The organism is Pedobacter sp. KBS0701 (genome assembly GCF_005938645.2).
Lineage (GTDB): Bacteria > Bacteroidota > Bacteroidia > Sphingobacteriales > Sphingobacteriaceae > Pedobacter.
In genome coordinates, this window is record NZ_CP042171.1 from 3960648 (window position 1) to 3982313 (window position 21666).

General features: G+C 39.2%; 17 protein-coding genes. 2 read left to right on the top strand and 15 right to left on the bottom strand.

Features of this window, described 5'->3' with window-relative positions; all coding sequences use genetic code 11:
* Positions 1-357 precede the first annotated feature (357 nt).
* From FFJ24_RS15955 to sucD, 6 genes are all read right to left on the bottom strand, one after another.
* Positions 358-579, bottom strand: a complete 222-nt coding sequence (locus FFJ24_RS15955) for a cysteine-rich CWC family protein (protein WP_138818153.1) — start codon at positions 577-579, stop codon at positions 358-360.
* Between the two features lie 147 nt (positions 580-726).
* Entirely contained in the window at positions 727-3111 is a 2385-nt protein-coding gene (locus FFJ24_RS15960; protein ID WP_138818154.1) for a ribonucleoside-diphosphate reductase subunit alpha, read from the bottom strand.
* 154 nt (positions 3112-3265) lie between these two features.
* Positions 3266-4237, bottom strand: a complete 972-nt coding sequence (locus FFJ24_RS15965; protein ID WP_090501671.1) for a ribonucleoside-diphosphate reductase small subunit — start codon at positions 4235-4237, stop codon at positions 3266-3268.
* A 453-nt stretch (positions 4238-4690) separates the two neighbouring features.
* Entirely contained in the window at positions 4691-5071 is a 381-nt protein-coding gene (locus FFJ24_RS15970; protein ID WP_138818155.1) for a septal ring lytic transglycosylase RlpA family protein, read from the bottom strand.
* 144 nt (positions 5072-5215) lie between these two features.
* Positions 5216-5719 carry a methionine-R-sulfoxide reductase gene (locus tag FFJ24_RS15975; RefSeq protein ID WP_138818156.1) on the bottom strand — a complete coding sequence of 168 codons (504 nt, stop codon included), beginning with the start codon at positions 5717-5719 and terminating at the stop codon, positions 5216-5218.
* A 344-nt stretch (positions 5720-6063) separates the two neighbouring features.
* Positions 6064-6936: a succinate--CoA ligase subunit alpha gene (gene sucD / locus FFJ24_RS15980; RefSeq protein ID WP_090501663.1), complete on the bottom strand. Its 873-nt coding sequence runs from the start codon at positions 6934-6936 to the stop codon at positions 6064-6066.
* Between the two features lie 820 nt (positions 6937-7756).
* On the opposite strand from sucD, the gene FFJ24_RS15985 reads away from it, so the two are divergent.
* Positions 7757-8182, top strand: coding sequence for a cupin domain-containing protein (locus FFJ24_RS15985; protein WP_246862629.1), 426 nt, complete (start codon positions 7757-7759; stop codon positions 8180-8182).
* Positions 8183-8251: 69 nt separating this feature from the next.
* Complete coding sequence (locus tag FFJ24_RS15990) at positions 8252-8941, top strand: VIT family protein (RefSeq protein ID WP_138818158.1); 690 nt, start codon at positions 8252-8254, stop codon at positions 8939-8941.
* 340 nt (positions 8942-9281) lie between these two features.
* Here the strand turns inward: FFJ24_RS15990 and rlmF are convergent, their stop codons facing one another.
* The 9 genes from rlmF to FFJ24_RS16035 form a co-directional block, all read right to left on the bottom strand.
* Positions 9282-10250 carry a 23S rRNA (adenine(1618)-N(6))-methyltransferase RlmF gene (gene rlmF / locus FFJ24_RS15995; protein WP_138818159.1) on the bottom strand — a complete coding sequence of 323 codons (969 nt, stop codon included), beginning with the start codon at positions 10248-10250 and terminating at the stop codon, positions 9282-9284.
* 289 nt (positions 10251-10539) lie between these two features.
* Complete coding sequence (gene dctA / locus FFJ24_RS16000; RefSeq protein WP_210419380.1) at positions 10540-11817, bottom strand: C4-dicarboxylate transporter DctA; 1278 nt, start codon at positions 11815-11817, stop codon at positions 10540-10542.
* A 98-nt stretch (positions 11818-11915) separates the two neighbouring features.
* The gene (locus FFJ24_RS16005) at positions 11916-12758 is read right to left on the bottom strand and encodes a cyanophycinase (protein ID WP_138818160.1); all 843 of its coding nucleotides are present in this window, start codon (positions 12756-12758) and stop codon (positions 11916-11918) included.
* On the bottom strand, positions 12758-13783 hold the full coding sequence (locus tag FFJ24_RS16010; protein WP_138818161.1) for an isoaspartyl peptidase/L-asparaginase family protein: 1026 nt from the start codon (positions 13781-13783) through the stop codon (positions 12758-12760). The genes FFJ24_RS16005 and FFJ24_RS16010 overlap by 1 nt, the downstream gene beginning before the upstream one ends.
* Before the next feature lies 1 nt (position 13784).
* Positions 13785-14873 carry a cyanophycinase gene (locus tag FFJ24_RS16015; protein ID WP_138818162.1) on the bottom strand — a complete coding sequence of 363 codons (1089 nt, stop codon included), beginning with the start codon at positions 14871-14873 and terminating at the stop codon, positions 13785-13787.
* 55 nt (positions 14874-14928) lie between these two features.
* Complete coding sequence (locus FFJ24_RS16020) at positions 14929-16317, bottom strand: RagB/SusD family nutrient uptake outer membrane protein (RefSeq protein WP_138818163.1); 1389 nt, start codon at positions 16315-16317, stop codon at positions 14929-14931.
* Between the two features lie 10 nt (positions 16318-16327).
* Positions 16328-19636, bottom strand: a complete 3309-nt coding sequence (locus FFJ24_RS16025) for a SusC/RagA family TonB-linked outer membrane protein (protein ID WP_138818164.1) — start codon at positions 19634-19636, stop codon at positions 16328-16330.
* 140 nt (positions 19637-19776) lie between these two features.
* Entirely contained in the window at positions 19777-20949 is a 1173-nt protein-coding gene (locus tag FFJ24_RS16030) for a FecR family protein (protein WP_138818165.1), read from the bottom strand.
* A gap of 93 nt (positions 20950-21042) precedes the next feature.
* A complete protein-coding gene (locus tag FFJ24_RS16035; protein WP_138818166.1) occupies positions 21043-21630 on the bottom strand; it encodes an RNA polymerase sigma factor in 588 nt (195 codons plus the stop codon).
* Between the last annotated feature and the right edge of the window lie 36 nt (positions 21631-21666).

The window sequence follows — 21666 nt, forward strand, 5'->3', positions numbered from 1 at the left end:
TGCAGATGACATTTTACAGAACAACTTAACTGAACGCTTATAAAGGCCAAAAACTACCCATTTAGGTTTATGTAACTGGTACCAGAAATTTTAAATGTATATATTACAATTAATGTAAAAAACATGTCCTTTTTTGGACCTATACAATTGACCGAATTGGGATACACCAAAAAATCAGTTTTTGTTATTTTATATAAAAAGCTGCTGAGATAAATGTGTTTCCAGGAAAGACAGGAACCCAGGTTAACTAAACCCAATTGGATGAATGCCTGATTTCTTCAATCAATAAAAAATTGACAGGTTTTAGCCGGTGCGACACAGACCAAGGGACTTAGACCATAGAATTTGGAAGAAAGATTATATACCTATTTCTTCTCTGTATTCCAGTTGTAGTTCGAACAGGCATTTTGCGCAGAGGCAGCCATCATAAAGTTCGGAGATGTACTGTACTTCGTTAATGCTGAGTTGCACCACGCTACACTGGCATTTGGTATATGAATTTGCCTTGCACTCTATAGCATTGTTGCATCGCTCACAAGGAATGATTTCGTGCTTGCTATGTTTCAAGGTTGAAGGCATAAGGGGGTAAGGTTTAAGGTGAAACCTATTATGATGCAAAAGTAAGAACAAAAAATAAGGTTTTGAGCGTTTGCCCAAAACCTTACTTAATTTTGAATATTTAATCGGCAAGCAAGCCTTAAACCTTCCGCCTTCCTACCCTCTACCTTATCCAGAGCAGCTGATACAGCCTTCTTCCATTGAACAAACTGGTCCGTCAACGATTTCTTCTGCCACCTGATCTTGTGTCATTTGAGCAGGAATAACCGCTTCAATTGCCTTACCACCCTGGTTTTCTACTGTAAATTTAACCGCTTGCGAAGCTGCTTGTGTACGCAGGTAATACATACCGGTTTTTAAACCTTTCTCCCATGCATAGAAATGCATCGAAGTTAATTTTGAAGTATTAGGTGCGTTTACGAACAAGTTTAATGATTGCGATTGGCAGATATAAGCACCACGGTCGGCTGCCATATCGATGATGTTACGCATTTTGATTTCCCAAACGGTTTTGTATAATTCTTTGATGTAATCAGGAATGGTATCAATAGCCTGGATTGAACCGTTAGCCAATATGATTTGGTTTTTCATGTCGTTGTTCCACAAACCTAATGCAACCAAATCTTTCAATAAGTGTTTGTTTACCACGACAAACTCTCCACTTAATACACGACGGGTATAAATGTTTGAAGTATATGGCTCGAAACATTCGTTATTACCTAAAATCTGCGAAGTAGAGGCAGTTGGCATTGGTGCAACCAATAATGAGTTGTACACACCATCTTTAACTACTTTTTTGCGTAACGCATCCCAATCCCAACGGCCGCTATCTGGTGTTACATTCCATAAATCGAACTGGAATTTACCTTTTGATAACGGAGAACCTTTAAAAGTTTGGTAAGGACCATTTTTCACAGCTAAATCATGCGAAGCCGTCATTGAAGCAAAATAAATCGTTTCGAAAATGTCTTTATTTAAACGTTTAGCCTCATCACTTTCGAAAGGTAAACGCAATAAGATAAAGGCATCAGCCAAACCTTGTACACCTAAACCAACCGGACGGTGACGCATGTTTGAATTTTCGGCTTCCTGTACAGGATAATAGTTATGATCGATGATTTTATTCAGATTTAAAGTAGCCTGATAAGTTACATCGTATAATTTCTGGTGATCGAAAGCACCGTTGATTACGAAACGAGGCAATGCCAAAGAAGCTAAGTTACAAACGGCAACTTCATCTTTAGAGGTATACTCGATAATTTCGGTACACAGGTTAGAACTTTTAATGGTTCCTAAATTCTGCTGGTTAGATTTGCTGTTTGCAGCATCTTTAAATAACATGTATGGTGTACCGGTTTCGATCTGCGAATCTAAGATGGCAAACCAAAGTTCCTGAGCTTTAATAGTTTTACGGCCACGGTTTTCAGCTTCATATTTAGTATATAAATCTTCGAATTCCTTACCGAAACAATCTGCTAAGCCTGGTGCTTCGTGTGGGCAGAATAAGGTCCAGTCGCCATTATCTTTAACACGTTGCATAAACAAATCGTTAATCCAAAGGGCATAGAACAAATCGCGGGCACGCATTTCTTCTTTACCGTGGTTTTTACGAAGATCCAGGAATTCGAAAACATCAGCATGCCAAGGCTCTAAATAGATGGCAAAAGCACCTTTACGTTTACCTCCACCCTGATCTACATAACGGGCAGTATCGTTAAATACACGTAACATCGGGATGATACCATTACTTGTACCGTTTGTACCACCAATGTACGAACCTGTTGCGCGGATGTTGTGGATGCTTAAACCAATACCACCAGCACTTTGAGAAATTTTTGCGGTTTGCTTTAAAGTATCGTAAATACCTTCGATGCTATCATCCTGCATGGTTAACAAGAAACAAGATGACATTTGAGGTTTTGGTGTAGCAGCATTGAACAAAGTTGGTGTAGCATGTGTAAACCAACGCTCGCTCATTAAGTTATAAGTTTTGATGGCGCTTTCGATATCTTCTTTATGGATACCAACAGAAACGCGCATAAACAAATGTTGCGGGCGCTCTACAATCTGACCGTTAACTTTTAAAAGGTAAGATTTTTCTAAAGTTTTAAAACCGAAATAGTCGAAACCAAAATCGCGGTCGTAAATAATAGAACTATCTAAAATATCCTTGTTTTTTTCTATGATCTCATAAACATCATCAGCGATAAGAGGAGCCTCTTTCTGCGCTTTCGGGTCGAAATATTCGTACAACATTTTCATCGTACCCGAGAATGATTTAGTGGTATTTTTATGCAGGTTCGAAACCGCTATACGCGATGCCAGCAGCGCATAATCAGGGTGCTTTGTCGTTAACGAGGCAGCAGTTTCTGCAGCAAGGTTATCCAGCTCTGATGTAGTAACCCCATCATATAAGCCTTCGATTACCTTTTTGGCCACATCAATCGGGTCTACAAGGTCTGAATTTAAACTATAGCACAACTTTTGAATACGCGCTGTGATTTTGTCAAATTGCACCGCTTCTTTGCGGCCATCTCTTTTTAGTACGAACATATTTTATGAGATTTTTAGTTAATATTTAGTAGCGAGTATGAAGTATCAAGACTTAATGACCGCTTTATATTTTTTTGTTATTTATTAGTATCAAGTAGTGAGTATCAGGTATCAAGATTAAAACCTTCCGCCTTCTACTTTTTAGCCCTCTACCCTAGAAGTCTTCGTCTAAAGAAAACGCCTGTTTATTATTATCAGCAGCAGTTAATACACCACTTTTCTGATAATCGCCCACACGTTTCTCGAAGAAATTAGTTTTACCCTGTAATGAAATCATTTCCATAAAGTCGAATGGATTGGTTGCATTGTAGATTTTTTTGTAACCCAGCTCCTGTAACCACCTGTCGGCCACAAACTCGATATATTGACTCATTAATTTTGCATTCATACCAATAAGTGCAACTGGCAGAGCATCGGTAATAAATTCTTTTTCAATTTCAACCGCATCGCTGATGATGCCATGTACTTGTTCTTCGCTGAGTTTATTGCTCAACATGCTGTATAACAAGCATGCAAACTCGCAGTGAGAACCTTCATCTCTTGAGATTAACTCATTACTGAAAGTTAATCCAGGCATTAAGCCACGTTTTTTTAACCAGAAGATAGAGCAGAAACTTCCGCTGAAGAAAATACCTTCAACTGCAGCAAAAGCCACTAAACGTTCGGCAAAAGTTCCGTTTTCAATCCAGCGTAAAGCCCATTCTGCTTTTCTTTTTACCGCAGGCACGGTATCAATCGCATGGAACAAACGGTCTTTTTCTTCAGGATCTTTAATATAAGTATCGATTAATAAAGCATAGGTTTCGGCGTGAATGTTTTCCATCATAATCTGAAAACCATAAAAACAACGTGCTTCTGGCAATTGAACCTCACTCATGAAGTTTACGGCAAGGTTTTCGTTTACAATACCATCACTAGCAGAAAAGAAAGCAAGGATATGCGAAATGAAATGTCTTTCGCCATCATTTAAATTGTCCCAGTGTTTCTGGTCGTCAGAAAGATCAATCTCTTCTGCTGTCCAAAAACTAGCTTCGGTCTTTTTATACATTTCCCAGATTGCCGGATACTTGATCGGCAAAAGCACAAATCTGTCTTTGTTTTCTTGTAGTAATAATTCCTGTTCCATACGCTGATGTTTTTAAATCTATTTTTAACAGAGCCGACAAAGACACGCATCCATCAATTTTATATGATGATTGTAATGTCTTTTATCAAAACGCTGTTGTGAAAGTGCTAACCCTTTTGCTTGGCGAACAACTGAATTTTTAGTTAAGGAAATTTAAAATTACAATCGGGATGTTGTATGTATAAACTACTAAAAATTAAGCTTTTATATTTGTTTCCAAACGCAAGAAGTTAAAGAACTTTGTTATAACAAATATATATACGCCGGTCCTTTTTAGTGTACCAAAGTTGTTAACACCCCACCCAATTACTGGGGAAAAACGATCAGCCAAATATCATTTTCAAGCGAAAAAAAACCTAATCGTTTCTTTTCAAGGGTTTAGCAAACTAAAATGAGTGTTAATAACTTAAATTTGAGGGGTATAACCAAGGTAAAATAGAGCTAAAAGGAGTATTACTCAGCCGTATAACTGAGGCTTACTTTAGCGATGCCTTTACGGTATATACCAATCTGTTTTGCAGCACGTTCAGATAAATCTATGGCTAATCTTTTAGAGAAAGGACCACGGTCATTTACCTTTACTATAACCGATTTTCCATTATCTGGATTGGTTACTGTAACCATGGTACCGAATGGCAGGGTACGATGGGCGGCCGTTAGTTTTTTTGACCGGTATTTAGCGCCACTGGTGGTTCGGCGGCCTTCGAATTTTCTGTGGTAATAAGTGGCGAGAACTGTTTTTTTGATGCTATCCGGTTCGTTTGAGGAATCAGAATTTTGTGCTTTACCTTGTAAAAACAGGAAACAAAAACTTAATAACAACAGATACTTCATAGGCTAAATTTTCTTTATCGAGCCTGCAAATATAAGCATTTAGTTTATAATCAATAATTTGTGGAAAAACAGCCCGGCTTTGTGCACTAAAAAAGGCGTACAGCTTGTCGCCATACGCCTCTACCTAACCCATCTACATCCACCTTATTTTTTATCCGGCACAAAATTCATTGAGATGGAATTTACACAATGACGGGTGTCTTTATTGGTAAATCCTTCTCCTAAAAATACGTGACCAAGATGCGCGCCGCAATTGGCGCAAACTATTTCTGTACGCGAACCATCTGCATCAGGAATACGCTTTACCGCGCCTTTAATTTCGTCATCGAAAGCAGGCCATCCGCAATGTGCATCAAACTTACTTTCCGAACGGTATAAGGCCGCATTACAACGTTTACAGGTATAAGTTCCTTTATCTGTTGTATGCTCGTATTTACCTGTACCAGGGTATTCCGTACCTTTATTTACGATTACTCTTTCTTCTTCGGGTGTTAATGGATTCCAGTTCATTTTCTTCTTTGGTATGATTTGTTCTGTTTCCTTTGATTGTTTTGCAGCTTCTTTATCTTGCTTTTGTGCACAAGCAGAAAGACCTGTTATTAAAACAACAGCAGAAAGCAAAAATAGTTTATTTAACATCGTTTTCATATCTCAATATACGCTATAGATTCTGTTTTGGTTTGATGGTTTAAGAGAATTAATTACTGTTTACTTCACCCTGACAAAGTTTGATGAGTATCCTCTTTGTGCTGTCTCGCTTCTAGAAGAGTGGGAAACAAAGTGAAGTGGCTTTAACCCAAAGTTAAGCTTAACCAAAGGCATTAAGATTCCTGCCTGCGCAGGAATGACGAAACGAAAAACAATAATAAAGCCCCTACTTTGTGCTCTTTGCGCCTTCGTGGTCAAACCCAATCTTTGCGAATTTTGCCGTTAAAAACAAAAAGCGCCTCGAAATTAATCGAAACGCTTTTCTATAAAAAGATTTTTAAATCTTATTTTGCTAATTCTTCTGCCATTGCAGCACCGATTTCAGCAGGACTTTCTACTACACGGATACCACACTCACGCATGATTTTCATTTTAGCAGCTGCAGTATCATCAGCACCGCCAACAATAGCACCTGCGTGGCCCATTCTACGTCCCGGAGGCGCAGTTTGACCAGCGATGAAACCAACAACAGGTTTAGTACCGTGTTCTTTGATCCAACGGGCTGCTTCAGCTTCCATACCACCACCAATTTCACCAATCATGATGATACCGTGCGTTTCAGGATCGTTCATTAATAATTTTACCGCTTCTACAGTTGGTGTTCCGATAATTGGGTCACCACCGATACCAATAGCTGTAGTGATACCTAAACCAGCTTTAACCACCTGGTCTACCGCTTCGTAAGTTAAAGTTCCTGATTTAGAAACCACACCAACGTGACCTTTTTTGAAGATAAAACCTGGCATGATACCAATTTTAGCCTCATCAGCAGTAATTACACCCGGACAGTTAGGGCCAATAAGCGTAACATCACGGTCAGCAATATATTCTTTAACCTGAATCATATCCTTTGTAGGGATACCTTCGGTAATACAAACAATAACTTTAATGCCACCTTCGGCAGCTTCCATAATTGCATCAGCAGCAAAAGCCGGTGGTACAAAAATGATAGATACATTTGCACCCGTTTGATCAACGGCATCTTTAACAGTATTAAAAACAGGCTTTTCTAAATGCAATTGCCCACCTTTGCCAGGTGTTACACCACCAACTACGTTTGTACCGTATGCCAGCATCTGCTCAGCATGGTAAGTTCCTTCGTTTCCGGTAAAACCCTGAACGATAACCTTAGAATCTTTATTTACTAAAACGCTCATGTATCAATATTTTTTTGTGCAAAGCTAATATTATTGAACTGGAATTCAAATCTAAAACCATATTATTTAGTCCGTTTTTTCAGGAAAATGTAAGGATTCTTTACTTTAGTGAAGAAAGACCAAAGTGGGAAGACCAAAGCGGAAAAAAGTTAAAAGCACGAGGCGAGAAATAACCACCGTAATAACAAATTTAGAATTACTGCTTTTAAAACAAGCCATTCGGTTATAAAACTGGCAGCAGCGAACACGTAGTGCAACAAAGTAAAGCGGATGGCAGGACTGCAAGGCCAAGAAAACTGAATGTTTGTTTTCAAATTAAAATATCAACATTAAGGATTAAGAAATGAGCAGTTCAGCGCTTTTGGAGAGCTGCACTCCCGCTCTCCGTTCTCTCCAATGAAGAATTGGAACCACTGCGATCAGGTTTAGGGAACAAAGTTTGGCCGTTCCTGGCACCATATCAGGAGCAAGCCCTTGGGTATAAACCCGACAGGAACGGCAGCCTCCGATTTTTCTATCGGAGCTACAGTGGATGGCGGGACAGAACCTGACCTAAGCACTACGAAACATTCGTTTTCAAATCAAAAGCTCAACATTAGGATTAGAAAACGAACACTTCAGTTCTTTTGGAGGGATTCAGTACCGCTCTCCGTTCTTTCTGATGAATACAGATGTAAAAATCGGGAGAAACAACCGCGATCCAGGTTTAATAACAAAGGTTATACACTTTTGGCAACATCCGGTGAAAACACTTAAATTTACCTTTAAAGCTGAAAGACCAAAGCGGAAAGACTAAAGCAAAAAGCTAAATAATATCAAGATGAAAAAATCCATATTAGTTGTAATCGTTGTTACTGCAACCTTCATTTCGTTTAAAGCATCTGCACAAAATAGCGATACTACAAAATATATCCTCCAAAACGATGTCGAAGTAGCGAAAGAAGAATCCGGCACGCACAATGGCGGAGGGAAAACCATTGGTTTCAATTTTTTCGATAAGGCTAAAAACCTCAAAACGGTATTCAAAAAACGAACTTTAAAACCGGGGTCATCTATCGGTTACCATTTGCAAAAAGAAGATGAAATTTATTATGTAATCAGCGGAAACGGAACCATGCAAATGAATGGAAAAATTTTTGCAGTTAAGCCTGGCGATGCGATTTTAACGCGTCCGGGCAGCTCGCATGGCATTGCACCCAATGCGGGCAACGACTTGACCATTTTGATTGTTTATGAAAAGAAATGATGATATTAGAAGAATAAGGGTCCTTCGACTCCGCTCAGCCTGACAAAAACAGATAACACATCACCAAAAATGGAACTAGAAAAGCATTATACAAATAGAACAGGCTGGTTAAGGGCCGCTGTACTGGGCGCCAATGATGGTATTATTTCTACGACCAGTTTGGTGATCGGTATAGCTGCTGCGAGTGATACGAGAAGCCCCATTGTACTGGCGGCTTTGGCCGGTTTAGTGGCAGGCTCATTATCGATGGCTGCTGGTGAATATGTTTCGGTAAGCTCTCAGGCCGATATTGAAAAAGCAGATCTGGCCCGGGAGAAAATGGAACTCGAAACCATGCCCGAAGTGGAACTTAAAGAGCTCGCGAAAATATATGTGGTCCAGGGATTGGATGAAGATTTAGCCATGCAGGTAGCAGTACAGCTTACCGGGAAAGATGCTTTGGCCGCGCATGCCAGAGATGAACTAGGCATTAACGAAATTACGCAGCCAAAACCGCTTCAGGCAGCTTTTGCATCTGGCGCATCTTTTATCAGTGGCGGCATTTTACCTTTTTTGGTTGCTTTTTTTGCCCCGATAAAATCGATGGTGTTTTATCAATATGGTTTCGCCATTGTATTTTTAGCTTTATCTGGCACAATTGCAGCTAAAGCAGGGGGATCAAATGTAATTAAAGCAGTAATTAGAATCTGTTTCTGGGGAACGGTGGCAATGGTGGTAACCGCTTTAGCTGGATATATTTTCGGGGCTAAGACGAGTTAGTTTTCAGTTGGCAGTCTACAATTTTCAGTAAACAGTTCTATAGTTTCAGTAATCCCATTCTTAAAAAGCTTGACAGTTTCGGCAGTTAATTACCAGCCTTTTATAAACAACTTAAAGGATTATAAATCCTTAGCTCTCGAATCGGAATTGCAAATCCGACTAACTAAACGAAAAATAAGCTAGTGATTCTAATCATAATAAACAATATCCAAATTCCAATGTTCAAACGAATCAACTTTAAACAAAAATGCCGAATGAATTAATATCCACTCGGCATTACTATATCATTTGCCTGGGTTATGCGCTCAAAACTAAAAACTCCAAACTGGAAACTCCAAACTTAGGCCTTCCATCCTTTAACCCACTCCGCCTGTGCAGCTTCATCATGGAAAGTCCAGGCTACGAAACGGCTTATTTTTTGTCCCTGGCTCATTTGCACGGTACGTACTTCAAAAGCATCTGCCTTAACCAGATTATTGTAAATACTTTTTAGGTTTGCACTTTTAGAAACCAGTGAACTGAACCATAAAACCTGATTTTTGATTTGCGCGCTCTGGATAATGATCTGTTCTACAAAGGCACGTTCTCCACCCGGGCACCACAGTTCGGCCTTGTTTCCACCAAAGTTCAATACATGTTTTACTTCTTTTTCGTTTCCGCCCAGGTTGCGCCATTTCTGGCGGGTGCCTTGCTCAGCTTCTTTTAAAGAAGAATGGAACGGTGGATTACAAACAACAGCATCAAAATGCTCTGTTCTGCCCACAATCCCTCTAAAAATACCCATTTTTGATGATTGCTGACGGATTTCTATCGCACCTTGCAGTGGTTTGTTGGCTTCGATAATGCGTCTTGCCGATTCAACCGAAAGCGGATCTATTTCTGAACCTACAAAGTTCCAGCCATATTCTTGGTGACCAATGATCGGGTAAATGCAGTTGGCACCTACACCAATATCAAGTACATTAATTTTAGCGCCTTTTGGATTTTTTCCTTTATTGCTCGAGCCCAAAAGATCAGCTATATAATGGATATAATCTGCCCTGCCCGGAATAGGTGGACAAAGAAAATCCAGAGGGATATCCCATTGCTGGATATCGTAAAAGTATTTCAGCAATGCCCTATTTAATGCTTTTACAGCATTTTGATCAGCAAAATCGATCGAATCGTCGTTATGCTCGTTTTTAAAAACGAAACGTCTTAATTCTTTTGAAGTTGCAATAAGTTGTTTGAAATTGTAACGCGAACGGTGTTTGTTGCGTGGGTGTAACTCGCTTTTTTCTTTGCGGTTATTTTGTTCTTCTTGAGCCAATGTGCTATGGATTAATTAAACAAGCTGTGTGCATGTTTCTGCTGCAAAGATAGGTAAAAAAGGTGAAGGCACGAAGGTTGAGGGTAGAAGGGTTTATCGAGCGCTCGTCATGCTGAATTTATTTTACAAGCAGAAGTAGTATTTTAAATTGCCTTGTAGCCACTACATGGTCAGCATCTTTCTTGCTATTAAGACCCTGAATTCAGGGTGACGCTTCGAGAGAATAACTCCAACCTAACCATTTGCTTTCGACTCCCTTAACGCCTTACGCCAAACGCTCAACTCCAGCCTAACCTTCCTCTACTTTTTCCATCGTTATGGGTTGAATCGCTTTCAAATATTTTTCCTGGTCAAACTGGTTTTCACTTTTAGCAATTACGATGGTGGCCACTCCGTTTCCAATTACATTGGTTATAGCCCTAGCTTCACTCATAAAACGGTCTACACCAATTAATATGGAAATATGTTCAACAGGCATAATTTTTAAGGCAGTAAGGGTTGATACCAATACAATAAAACCACTTCCGGTTACGCCTGCGGCACCTTTAGAAGTAACCATGAGCACGCCTAAAACCGTAATCTGCTGACCTAAGGATAAATCGACATGAAAAACCTGGCAAAGAAATATTACTGCCATGGCCAGATAAATTGCCGTTCCATCAAGATTAAAAGAATAGCCAGTAGGAATAACCAAACCAACAACCGATTTATCGCAACCGATGGCTTCCATTTTCTGCATCATGCTCGGCAGGGCTGATTCGGAAGAAGAAGTACCCAGCACGATTAAAATTTCCTGTCTGATATACTTCAGGTATTGCCAAAGACTAAATTTATAGTATTTACAAATTCCATTTAAAACAATAAAAATGAACAGGATGCAGGTTAAATAAACTGAGCCCATTAGTTTAGCCATGCCCACTATACTTTCCAAACCATGCGTACCAATACTGAAAGCCATCCCTCCAAAAGCCCCAATTGGCGCTAAACGCATAATTACTTTCATAATTTTAAAGAGTACTTTCGATATTTTATCGAAGGCGTTTAAAAGGCTTGTTCCCTCTTCGCCCAATTTATTCAGACCATAACCAAAAAGAATCGCAAACAGCAAAATCTGTAAAATGTTACCCTCTGCAAAAGCAGCAATCACATTATGTGGAATAATATGGAGGAAGAATTCGGCCCAGTTCATATCCTTCGCCTGTTCTGCATAACGGGTAATTTTTGTGGCATCACCCGCTTTAGCTACCATTCCGGCACCCGGCTTTAGAACATTAGCGACCAATAAACCAATTGCAATGGCTACTGTGCTTACAATTTCGAAATACAACAGTGCTTTGCCACCTACCCTGCCTACTTTTTTCATATCGCCCATGTGTGCGATTCCCAAAACAATAGTAAAGAATATAATTGGCGCAATTAACATGCTAATCAGGTTGATAAAACCCTCACTGATTAATTTAGCAGTTGGCGCAAAACCAGGAAAATAGGTACCCACGCTAATCCCTATGATGATGGCCACTAAAACCTGAAAGGTTAAATTGGAGAATATTCGCTTTATAAAAATCATCTACTTGATTTGAAGAATGAAATATAAAGATATTTTTTAAATAAAAAAGCGTGATCCGACTGCTCAGAACACGCTTCCAATTTATCAGAGTGGATAATTTAAGGTTTAATGTCGATTACATCCCCGGCGGTAAAAATGCCAAAATCGACCTGTTTAAACTTTAACAAACCTTTATCCGTCTTTTTAAGTTCCTTCGGATTTGCCAAACGGATTACCTGACTTTCGCCTGCAACGGTTGCCTTATTGCCATGAACTATAATGGCGGTACTTTCATCAATACCAACGCAAATCAGATCCGGATGGGCAGCTAAGGCAGAGATTAAACGGTTGTAACGGTTGCGTTTTAGAAAATGCTGATCGATGATGGTATTTTCCAATAACCCCATTCCCGGGGAAAATTCGATATTTTTGTCCCACAGCTTATTAAAGGTTTCTTTATAAACCGTATCCAAAAGCTGTTGGCCCGTAATCATATATTTGCTCATTACAGCGGCACCGGCACTGGTTCCGGCAATGGTAGCACCACTCTGGTAAGCTTTATGGATAGCGGTATAAACTGGGGTATTCAGTACAGATTTCATGAAACGGTTCTGATCACCTCCTAAAATATAAATCAACTTTGCACGAGCGAGAGAATCAACCCACTTTTTATCATTTACATCGTGTTTGCTAAAATTGAAGTTCCTGATCAATCTCTGATCAAGCTTTCTTAATTGGGTAGCGAGGGTATTAAAACCAGCATCTGGAATTTCGCTCGCCATGGGTAATACAACAATATAATCATTTGCTTTCAAAGCAGCGGTGTTCAGCATTTCCGTCATTAATGCATCGGAACGGTTGCCACCACCAATAATAAAGAGGTTACCTTTAGCCGCATTATTTTGCGCATTTGCCAATAGTGCAAAACTGGCAAATAACAAGCTTAAAAATATTTTCTTCATTATTTATAAATGTTTACTTCAATTTTTCCATCTGCAGTTACCGTACCTCTGTACATCCCTTCGGTATTAAATGGCATGGCTACGTTGCCCTTTTTATCAAGCGCAATTAAACCACCGTCTCCGCCCATTTTACCTACTTTATCCAATACGATTTTAGACGCTTCGGCAACCGATAAACTTTTGTATTCCATTAAATCGGAAATGGTTTTAGCCACAACATTACGGATGTAAAACTCACCCCAGCCTGTACAGGAAATACCAGCTGTTTCATTGTTGCAATAGGTTCCTGATCCGATAATTGGCGAATCGCCAACGCGTCCGTATTTTTTATTGGTCATCCCGCCTGTTGACGTTCCTGCAGCCAGATTCCCGGCTTTATCTAAGGCCACACAACCGACTGTTCCGAATTTGTAATCGTGATTAATTGTCCCTAAAAGAGAAGACTTTTTACTACCATGATCCAAAACGGCTTTAGTTGAATCTTCTTTAATGGCTTCCTGCAAACCATCCCAACGTTCTTTTGTCCAAAAGTATTTAGGATCAACGATTTCCAATCCTACTTCTTTCGCAAATTTATCCGCTCCATCTCCAGACATCATTACATGTTCCGATTTTTCCATCACTGCCCTTGCAGCAGAAATCGGATTTTTGATTGTGGTAACGCCAGCAACTGCACCAGCCATTAAGGTTTTTCCTTCCATGATGGCTGCATCGAGTTCATTTCTGCCATCATGGGTAAAAACAGCACCTTTACCCGCATTAAAATGCGGATCGTTTTCGAGCACGTGGATGGTGGCTTCGACAGCATCTAAACTTGATTTACCTGCTTTAATTTCAGCATAACCTGCATTTAGCGCCTTTGTCAGGGCAGCCACGTAAGCCGCCTCTTTTTCTGGTGTCATGTTTTTCTTCAGAATCGTACCTGCACCACCATGAATCACCATTACATATTTTTTCTGCTGTGCAGCAACATTTAATGCGAATACTGAAATAATCAGTACCACAACTAATTTTAATGCTCTCATTTTATTGATCTTTTTTATTTAATACACCATTATCTATCCACCACCAGTACCATTTTCCACCACTGGCTTCGTTTGCTTTAAAGTTAGCAACATTAAAGTTTCCGCCACCATTAACCGAAGCAGGAATTTCATAAACAGAAACCGCTTTTTCTGCATTATTCCAATTTACCTTCTTGTTCGTTTCGAACTGTTCTGGTTGCTTAGCTGCATCCGGAACAATGAAATAAGCATAACTGTATGGCCTGGTGGCTGAATAATCGCCGAAAACCTGTGCTTTTCCAGTTGCATCGATACAAACTGCTGTCCGCTCGTCTGCCGCGATACATTTAGCCTGTACAGAAAAATCTTTGCTGATCCTGCCTAAAAACACAACAGATCTTCCTTCCCGATCGCGCGTTAAATAATGCTGATCGGTAATTATATTTTGAAGGTATGGCGCTTTCAGGAAATCGTTATTGTATAAAGTAACATTAGCATCGTATGGATTTGCCAGCGCCTGGGCAGAGGTTACCCCGCCTGTTTCGCCACTGTAATAAAAACCACCCAAAATGGCGCAACCTGCACTGGTACCACCAACGGGTACTTTTTTATCATTTAACAGATAATTTAAAGCCAGCTCGGTTTTAGTTCCTTTCCAATATTTCATATAGTCAGACTGATCGCCACCAGCAATAAAAACCATTTCGGCGTTGCGGATTATGTAAGCAACTCCATCATCATTAGCCAATTCCCTCGAATTGATTAATAATGTTTCTACAGAATTTACAGTTCCTAACGCGTTTACAAAGGGATTATAGCCATCAGTTCCTGTGGAACGGAGAATAACCACATCTCCTCCTCCACTCCTTGCTATCATCCATTTAAATGCGGCTTCTACATCTGCACCACCACCCATTAGTACCATGCCTCCGGTAACTGGTTTAACAACGTTGGCACTATCGCCAATTATACCAATAGAACCTGGCCTGTTGGGCTTTGATACTGTCCCTCCAGTATTTGCCGGAACGATTGCTGTTGTACCATCCGATTTACCGCAGCCGATAGATGAGATGCAAAAAACCATCAAAAGCACAAGAAATGATTGTTTCATAATAAAAATTTAAATATACCGGGAGAGAAATAAGTTCCCCCGGCAAAAAAACTTCCTAGTATTTAGGGTTTTGGATAATATTTTTGTTAACAGATATTTCTGTTGCAGGAATTGGCAATGCATATTGCGCCTGGGTTGGAGACAAAGTGAGTGCACTTTGCGTTGCGGCGACATCGGCGGCAGTTCTTTCGATTACCATATTTCTACGTCTCAAATCAAAGAAACGATGACCTTCAAATGCTAACTCTTTATATCTTTCATCATAAATAGCACTAATTAAAGCCGTTTTATCTGCAAATACTGCATTAACATAACCATTAATTCTTGCTGCACGTAAGGTATTAATATCTCCTGCCGCATCGCCTGTAGTTTCTGCCCTGGCTTCTGCCCTGATCAGGTACATTTCGCCGGTTCTAAATTGTTTTACATCTGATAAACCAGGTGCAGATGAAGTTCCACCGATATATTTATTTACCAGATATTTAGATTTTGTGCCTGTACGTGTATTATCGAATTTAATGTAAGGCACAAACCTGATGTCATTTGTCTGATCGAATGTTGCAATTAATTTAAATGAAGGCGCATATAAAACATAGCTACCCGATTGTCTGAAAAAGAAATCTCCGGTTCTTGAATCACCGGTTACCCGTTTTAATTTCCAGACTACTTCAGCATCATTTGCATCGGTCCAGATACCAGGAAACTGTGCTTTGGTAGCCAAAGGTAAAGCATTAATTACTTCAGTTGAGTAGGTAATGGCATCAGCCCAGTTTTTTTCGTACAAAGCAACACGTGCCTGAATTGCCGAAACTGCAGTTTTCGTAATCCTCGTTTTATCGGTAAAGGTTGCCGGAATTAATGCTTTTGCTGCGATTAAATCTGTTTTTGCTTTTGCAATTACAGCCTCAAAAGTTTCTCTGGCTGGATAAATGATAGCAGATTTTTGCATATAGGTTACCCCTAAGGCGCCTGTTTGATAGGAAGATGCGTAAGCCCTTAACAATTCGAAATGCAAATAGGCCCGGAGCGCCAGTAACTCACCTTTATAACGATCGGCCAAAGCAATATCTGTTCCCGTAAAAGTTAATTTTTCCATTGCTTCTAAAACCCGGTTAACCCTATCAATAGCTGTATAATTTGTATAGTACAATCCGGTAACAGAACCATTAGACCCATTGTACAGCCACCTGAATGCATCGCTGTTTCCTACTGTATTTTCTTGCGGATATATGGCTTCGTCAGAAACGATTGAACTATAGCTTAATGTAGAATAATCAATTGGTGCATAAGCGCCAATTACTCCTAAATTAACATCTGTAATGTTCCTGAATGCTTGTTCAGGTAAAATTAAATCTGTTGGCTTAAAATCTAGTTTGGTACAAGATGCTACCAATAATACTACTGCCAATAACACAGTGCATTTTGTATATATTTTGTTAATCATAACTTACTTATTAAAAGTTAACATTAATTCCTGCAGTGTACGTTCTGGTATTTGGATATTGAAAACGTCCGAAAACATCATTGTTTTCAGGATCCAAACCTCTCCAACTGGTCCAGGTAAATAGATTCTGGCCCTGAACAAATACTTTAACACCTTTGATGATTTTAGTTTTTTCCAAGATCGATTTAGGTAAAGTATAACCAATAGTTACATTTCTTAATCTTAGATAAGAAGCATCCTGAATATCTTTCGAAGTGAAATTTCTAGGGATATCAAATCTTTGTAAAATGGCATCATCTCCGGTATCGCCGGGGTTTTGCCAACGATTATACAACATCCTTACCGATTGGTTACTGGTACGATAGGTCCTGTTTTCGTTATAGAAATCTTCATTATTCCAACGCATTACATTGCTTACAAAAGAAAACAGCGCAGAAGCCGTTATTCCTTTATAACTTAATGAGGTATTGAATCCACCGGTAAATGTCGGGTACATGCTGCCAGAATTTGTGGTACTTTGGGTATTCGCATTGTATAGTGTAGTAATACTGCCATCAAGGTTATAATATTGAGCCTCTCCGGTCTGCGGGTTTACACCTGCCCAATCTGGCGCAAAATAAGTTCCATAAGGCAATCCAACTTTTATAATTCTCGAATCTCCATCAGGGAAATTATCAGTTACATCGCTCACGCGTAAAATCATGTTTTTATTGTAGCCTGCATTAGCGCCAACTGTCCATATAAAATCTTTGGTTTTAATTACATCTCCGCTAACGTCAAATTCGATACCCCTGTTTCTCATTTTACCCGAACTTAAAGGCAAAGTTGCATAACCTGCAACGGCCGATGGAGGCTGATTGATGAACATATTGCTGGTAATTTTATTATAGAAATCGCCACTCAAACGTAATCTGCTGCTTTTAAACAAACTCAGGTCGAAACCAGCATTAAATGTACTTACGTACTCCCAGTCGTAATCTATATTACCTGCGGCAGTTGCCCTAATCCCAACATTACCGCCATAGGTAGTATTACCGTAGGCTTGCTGGTAATCGAAATTGCCGCCAAATGGACTTGCTGCAGTTCCGTAACTTACCCTAACACTCAGATCTGAGATAATTTCTAAATTTTTAAGATAATCTTCCTGTTTAGCATTCCAATTGGCACCTACAGAATAGAAACCATGCCATTTATTTTTTTCGACAACAGTTGTAGAACCATCATAACGGTAGCTTCCGGTTAAAGTATATTTACGATCGTAGGTATAACGGCCAATGCCCATAAATGATGCCATGGCATTTCGTGTTTTACTTCCGGAAAGTGATGGTAAGAAAACCGTGCTTACGGTTATGCCAGCAGGTGTTTCCGGTAAGCGATCATCTATACCAAACCCTCTGTAACCGAAAGATTTATAGTCATTGTATATATACTCGTACAATGCCGAAAATTCAACATCGTGTTTACTATCAAATGTTTTAGCAAAGGTTAAACCACTTGTAGATACTATGCCAAAATTTCTACGGCTAATCTCATCTAAACGGCCTTTTCCACCCAGGGTATTTGCAACAGATCTAGAGCCGTAATAAGAATTTGGATTAACATAGTTTTCATCTGATGAATTTCTATAATCGATACCAAATCTGGTAGTTGCCTTTAATGATGGTAAAATCTGATAAGCAAATGAACCGCCAACTATGGCTTTAAACTGATCGGTTTTATTACTGGAATTTAGCAAACGTTCCAGGGCCAGGGTTCCTTCACGCTGATCCAAAATATTATACTTAGGCAGACTACTAATACCTGGATGCACCAGCGTACCATCGAAGGCATAGGGTTTCTCATAAGGCAATGCATAATAAACTGCAGACATTGGTGTGCCTGCCGTAGTAGCGCCTTCTCCATCAATAAAAGTAGATTGAGAATAACCTAATGATACGTTCACGGCCCCACTAAATTTATCATCATTAAAGTCTAAATTACTTCTGAGTGCATAGCGGTTAAGGCCTGTATTTACGGCGACACCTTCCTGGCTGTAATAATTTAATGAGTTATAAAAACGCAGTTTATCATTACCACCGCTAATACTCACCTGTTGTTCCTGAAACTTACCTTTTCTGAAAAAGATATCTCTCCAATCGGTATTAATCTGCCTTAAACTATCTAAAATAAAATCTGCGCGGCCTCTTGATGCTGCCGTTCCTGCTGCGTAAGATGGGTTTTTCGGAGAATATGTCCATCCCGGGCCAATGTTCACCCCTGTTAAGCCAATTTCTTCTTCAAACTGTAAACGCTCACTGGTATTCATCATTACAAAGTTTGGCCTGCTCAGATTAGAAAAACCATACTGTGAATTATAGCTTACAGAAACACTACCTGCCTTGCCTTTTTTAGTGGTATAAACAATTACCCCGTTAGCCCCCCTCGAACCATATAAAGCGGTAGCTGATGCATCTTTTAGCACTGTTGCTGATTCTATATCATCAGGGTTAATGGTTTGGAAATAGCCTGCCTCGATAGGTACGCCATCCAATATAATCAGTGGCCCCCTAACACCATTAATGGTACCGATTCCTCTAATTACAACAGATGCACTTGTACCTGGCTGGCCTGAAGTTGAGATAACGCTCATGCCCGGCACACGCCCCTGCAAGATCTGATCTAAAGTTAAACCCGGAACCTGATTAATTTTATCGGAAGTAACCAGAGAACTTGCTGCTGCAGATTGCGTTTTTTTATAACTGGTATAACCTGTTACTACAACATCATTTAATGTACCAGCCGACAAACTTAATTTAAGAGTTCCCAACTGGCTTTTGGCTGCTACTTCCCTATCCGTATAACCAATATAAGAAATAACCAGAACGGCATTTTCATCAACATTTCTGATGACAAAATTTCCATTATTATCGGTAACTGAAACAGCCGGTTGGCCCTTAACTTTTACTGAAGCACCTGGCATAGGATTGTCTTTTTCATCAACAATTTTGCCACTAACATCAATTGCTTTAGTGTTGTTGCTTTTTGCAATGGGCATAATTAAAATGGTATTTTCTTTAATCTCCCAGCTAAATGGCTGAGTTTTTAAAACCTGATTGAGTACCTCTTTGATCTCTGCATTTTTAAGATCGATGGTTACCGGTTTCGATTGTTTTTCGATTAAATCGGCATCATACAGGAAGAAATACCCGCTTTGTCGTTTAATTTCTTTTAAAACGCGTACAAGCGGCACGTTCCTTTGGTTTATGCTAATGTTTTGGGAAAATGCCAAAGCACTTACCTGCACGCATAAAACCGTCATTAGAATAATAAAAAGTTTCATAGTCCTAATAAATGGTTGGTTTAAATAGTTTGTAATACAGCCCACAGCCTTTGGGGCATCGGATTGATTACCTTGAGTGTAAAAGTTCATACATTCAGTTTGGTTTAGGTGTAAATTGATTGATTAGCTTGCGAGCGGTTTTATTTTTCCGGTAATACTTTTAAATTTCTTCCATCTACAATCTCGAACCTGATACTTCCGGTTTTCTCCAACATCTTTAATACTTCAGATAGTTTTGCCTTACGCGGAACCATACCGTTAAATTTTTTATCAGGAACTGAGCTATAATCTATATTGATATCGTACCACCTTTCTAACTGACTTAAAATACTTTTCAGATTGGCATTATTGAATTGGAACAAACCATTTTTCCAGGCGGTTTCATCATCCGTATCTACATTGGCAGCCAACCTGATGCTGCCATTGCCCGAAATATCAGCAACAGACTGCTCTCCTGGTTTTAAAATCCTGGTCGATTTACCATTGCTTACCCGAACACTTCCTTCGAGCAAAGTGGTTTTAATAGTGTTATCGTCCATGTAGCTATTGATATTGAAATGCGTACCCAATACTTCTACATCCTGATTATGGTTTTTAACATGGAAAGGTTTTGCTTTATTTTTAGCCACTTCGAAATATGCTTCGCCGGTGAGTTCTACGGTACGTTGGCTACCTACAAATACTTCAGGATATTTTAGAGATGAAGCAGCATTTAACCAAACTCTTGTACCATCGGGCAGAATAACCTGATATTGCCCACCTTTTGGCGTTTGAATAGTATTAAATGCTGATGCGTTTTTTAAATCTTTTTGATCAAGAATGGTATATACCAACTGCCCATTTTTTGTCCTCGAGATTCTTAAACCATTGGTATCGCTAATATTTGCAGCGGTGTGCTCATCCAAAATAACCTTTGATCCATCGGCAAGGGTTAAAATCGCTTTATCGGTACCTGGCAAAATATCTAAAACTTTATTTCCTGCAAGTTCATTTTTAGGCAATGGTGCAGTTTTATGCAGAAAAACAAAAGTGATTCCAGAAATTAAGAGCAATATGGCTGCTGCGGAAATGTATTTATAAAGTGGATTTATTTTAGGCTTTTGTATGCCATTAATTTTAGATTTGATGGCCATTAAATTAGCTTCACCCATTTTGGCTAATTCATCAGCATCAGTTTGATCCAGAACGTTCGGGTTCTTATCTAAGTATTGATAGTATTTTTCTACAAAAAGAATTTCATCAGCAGTTGCTGTTCCCGAAACATAACGTTGAATGATTTTCTGCAGTTCTTTTTTATTGTTAAAAGGGATCATTTTTTCTGACTTTTATATAGATGTACCAGAAAGCATAAAATATCCCAAAAGAATTTTAAAATATTTTAAACAAAATTAAAACAGGGCTAAAACTTATTTGGAAATTGCAGTAATAACGACAGAAACTACTAAAAACAGATGGGTTAACCTGAAACGCAAAGCGTGGGTAGCTGTGGTTAATTGATTTTGAACCGTTTTTTGAGAAATATTGAGTTCGATAGAAATTTGTGCGGTCGATAAACCGTCAAAATAGTGCATTAAAAATATTTTTCGGCGCTTTTCGGGCAACGCTTTTATAAAAAACGCTATTAATTCCGCCACTTCCCTTTCCAACAACTTACCATCAGTCTGTAGGGGGGAAATTAATTCATTTTCGAAAGATTCGGCAAAAAAATTATTTTTTGGGCTTCTGGAAATATGTTTTAGTACCTGAAACCGGACTGCGGTATGTAAATAAGCCAATGGTTTTTCTAGATCCAGTTCTGTTTTTCTATTCCAGAGATCGGTAAAAATATTTTGGATAATATCCTGGCATTTCTCTTTTTCGGGTAAACGCTTGTAGGCGGCGTTATAGAGTTCTGCCCAATACAGATTATAAATCTTGCCAAACGCAACTTCATCTCCTTGCTTTAATAAGTCAAAAAGCACATAATCGTCATCACTATTTCTCAGAATTTTCAATGATTAGGTTTGTTGGGAAACCAAACATAATCATTT

What these genes read in the sequence shown, in the direction of transcription:
- FFJ24_RS15965 (WP_090501671.1), bottom strand. Translation starts at nt 4,237, where the DNA reads ATGGAACAGGAATTATTACTACAAGAAAACAAAGACAGATTTGTGCTT.
- FFJ24_RS16025 (WP_138818164.1), bottom strand. Translation starts at nt 19,636, where the DNA reads ATGAAACTTTTTATTATTCTAATGACGGTTTTATGCGTGCAGGTAAGT.
- FFJ24_RS15975 (WP_138818156.1), bottom strand. Translation starts at nt 5,719, where the DNA reads ATGAAAACGATGTTAAATAAACTATTTTTGCTTTCTGCTGTTGTTTTA.
- FFJ24_RS15990 (WP_138818158.1), top strand. Translation starts at nt 8,252, where the DNA reads ATGGAACTAGAAAAGCATTATACAAATAGAACAGGCTGGTTAAGGGCC.
- dctA (WP_210419380.1), bottom strand. Translation starts at nt 11,817, where the DNA reads ATGATTTTTATAAAGCGAATATTCTCCAATTTAACCTTTCAGGTTTTA.
- FFJ24_RS16030 (WP_138818165.1), bottom strand. Translation starts at nt 20,949, where the DNA reads ATGATCCCTTTTAACAATAAAAAAGAACTGCAGAAAATCATTCAACGT.
- FFJ24_RS16010 (WP_138818161.1), bottom strand. Translation starts at nt 13,783, where the DNA reads ATGAGAGCATTAAAATTAGTTGTGGTACTGATTATTTCAGTATTCGCA.
- FFJ24_RS15970 (WP_138818155.1), bottom strand. Translation starts at nt 5,071, where the DNA reads ATGAAGTATCTGTTGTTATTAAGTTTTTGTTTCCTGTTTTTACAAGGT.
- sucD (WP_090501663.1), bottom strand. Translation starts at nt 6,936, where the DNA reads ATGAGCGTTTTAGTAAATAAAGATTCTAAGGTTATCGTTCAGGGTTTT.
- FFJ24_RS15955 (WP_138818153.1), bottom strand. Translation starts at nt 579, where the DNA reads ATGCCTTCAACCTTGAAACATAGCAAGCACGAAATCATTCCTTGTGAG.
- FFJ24_RS16020 (WP_138818163.1), bottom strand. Translation starts at nt 16,317, where the DNA reads ATGATTAACAAAATATATACAAAATGCACTGTGTTATTGGCAGTAGTA.
- FFJ24_RS15960 (WP_138818154.1), bottom strand. Translation starts at nt 3,111, where the DNA reads ATGTTCGTACTAAAAAGAGATGGCCGCAAAGAAGCGGTGCAATTTGAC.
- FFJ24_RS16015 (WP_138818162.1), bottom strand. Translation starts at nt 14,873, where the DNA reads ATGAAACAATCATTTCTTGTGCTTTTGATGGTTTTTTGCATCTCATCT.
- FFJ24_RS15985 (WP_246862629.1), top strand. Translation starts at nt 7,757, where the DNA reads ATGAAAAAATCCATATTAGTTGTAATCGTTGTTACTGCAACCTTCATT.
- FFJ24_RS16005 (WP_138818160.1), bottom strand. Translation starts at nt 12,758, where the DNA reads ATGAAGAAAATATTTTTAAGCTTGTTATTTGCCAGTTTTGCACTATTG.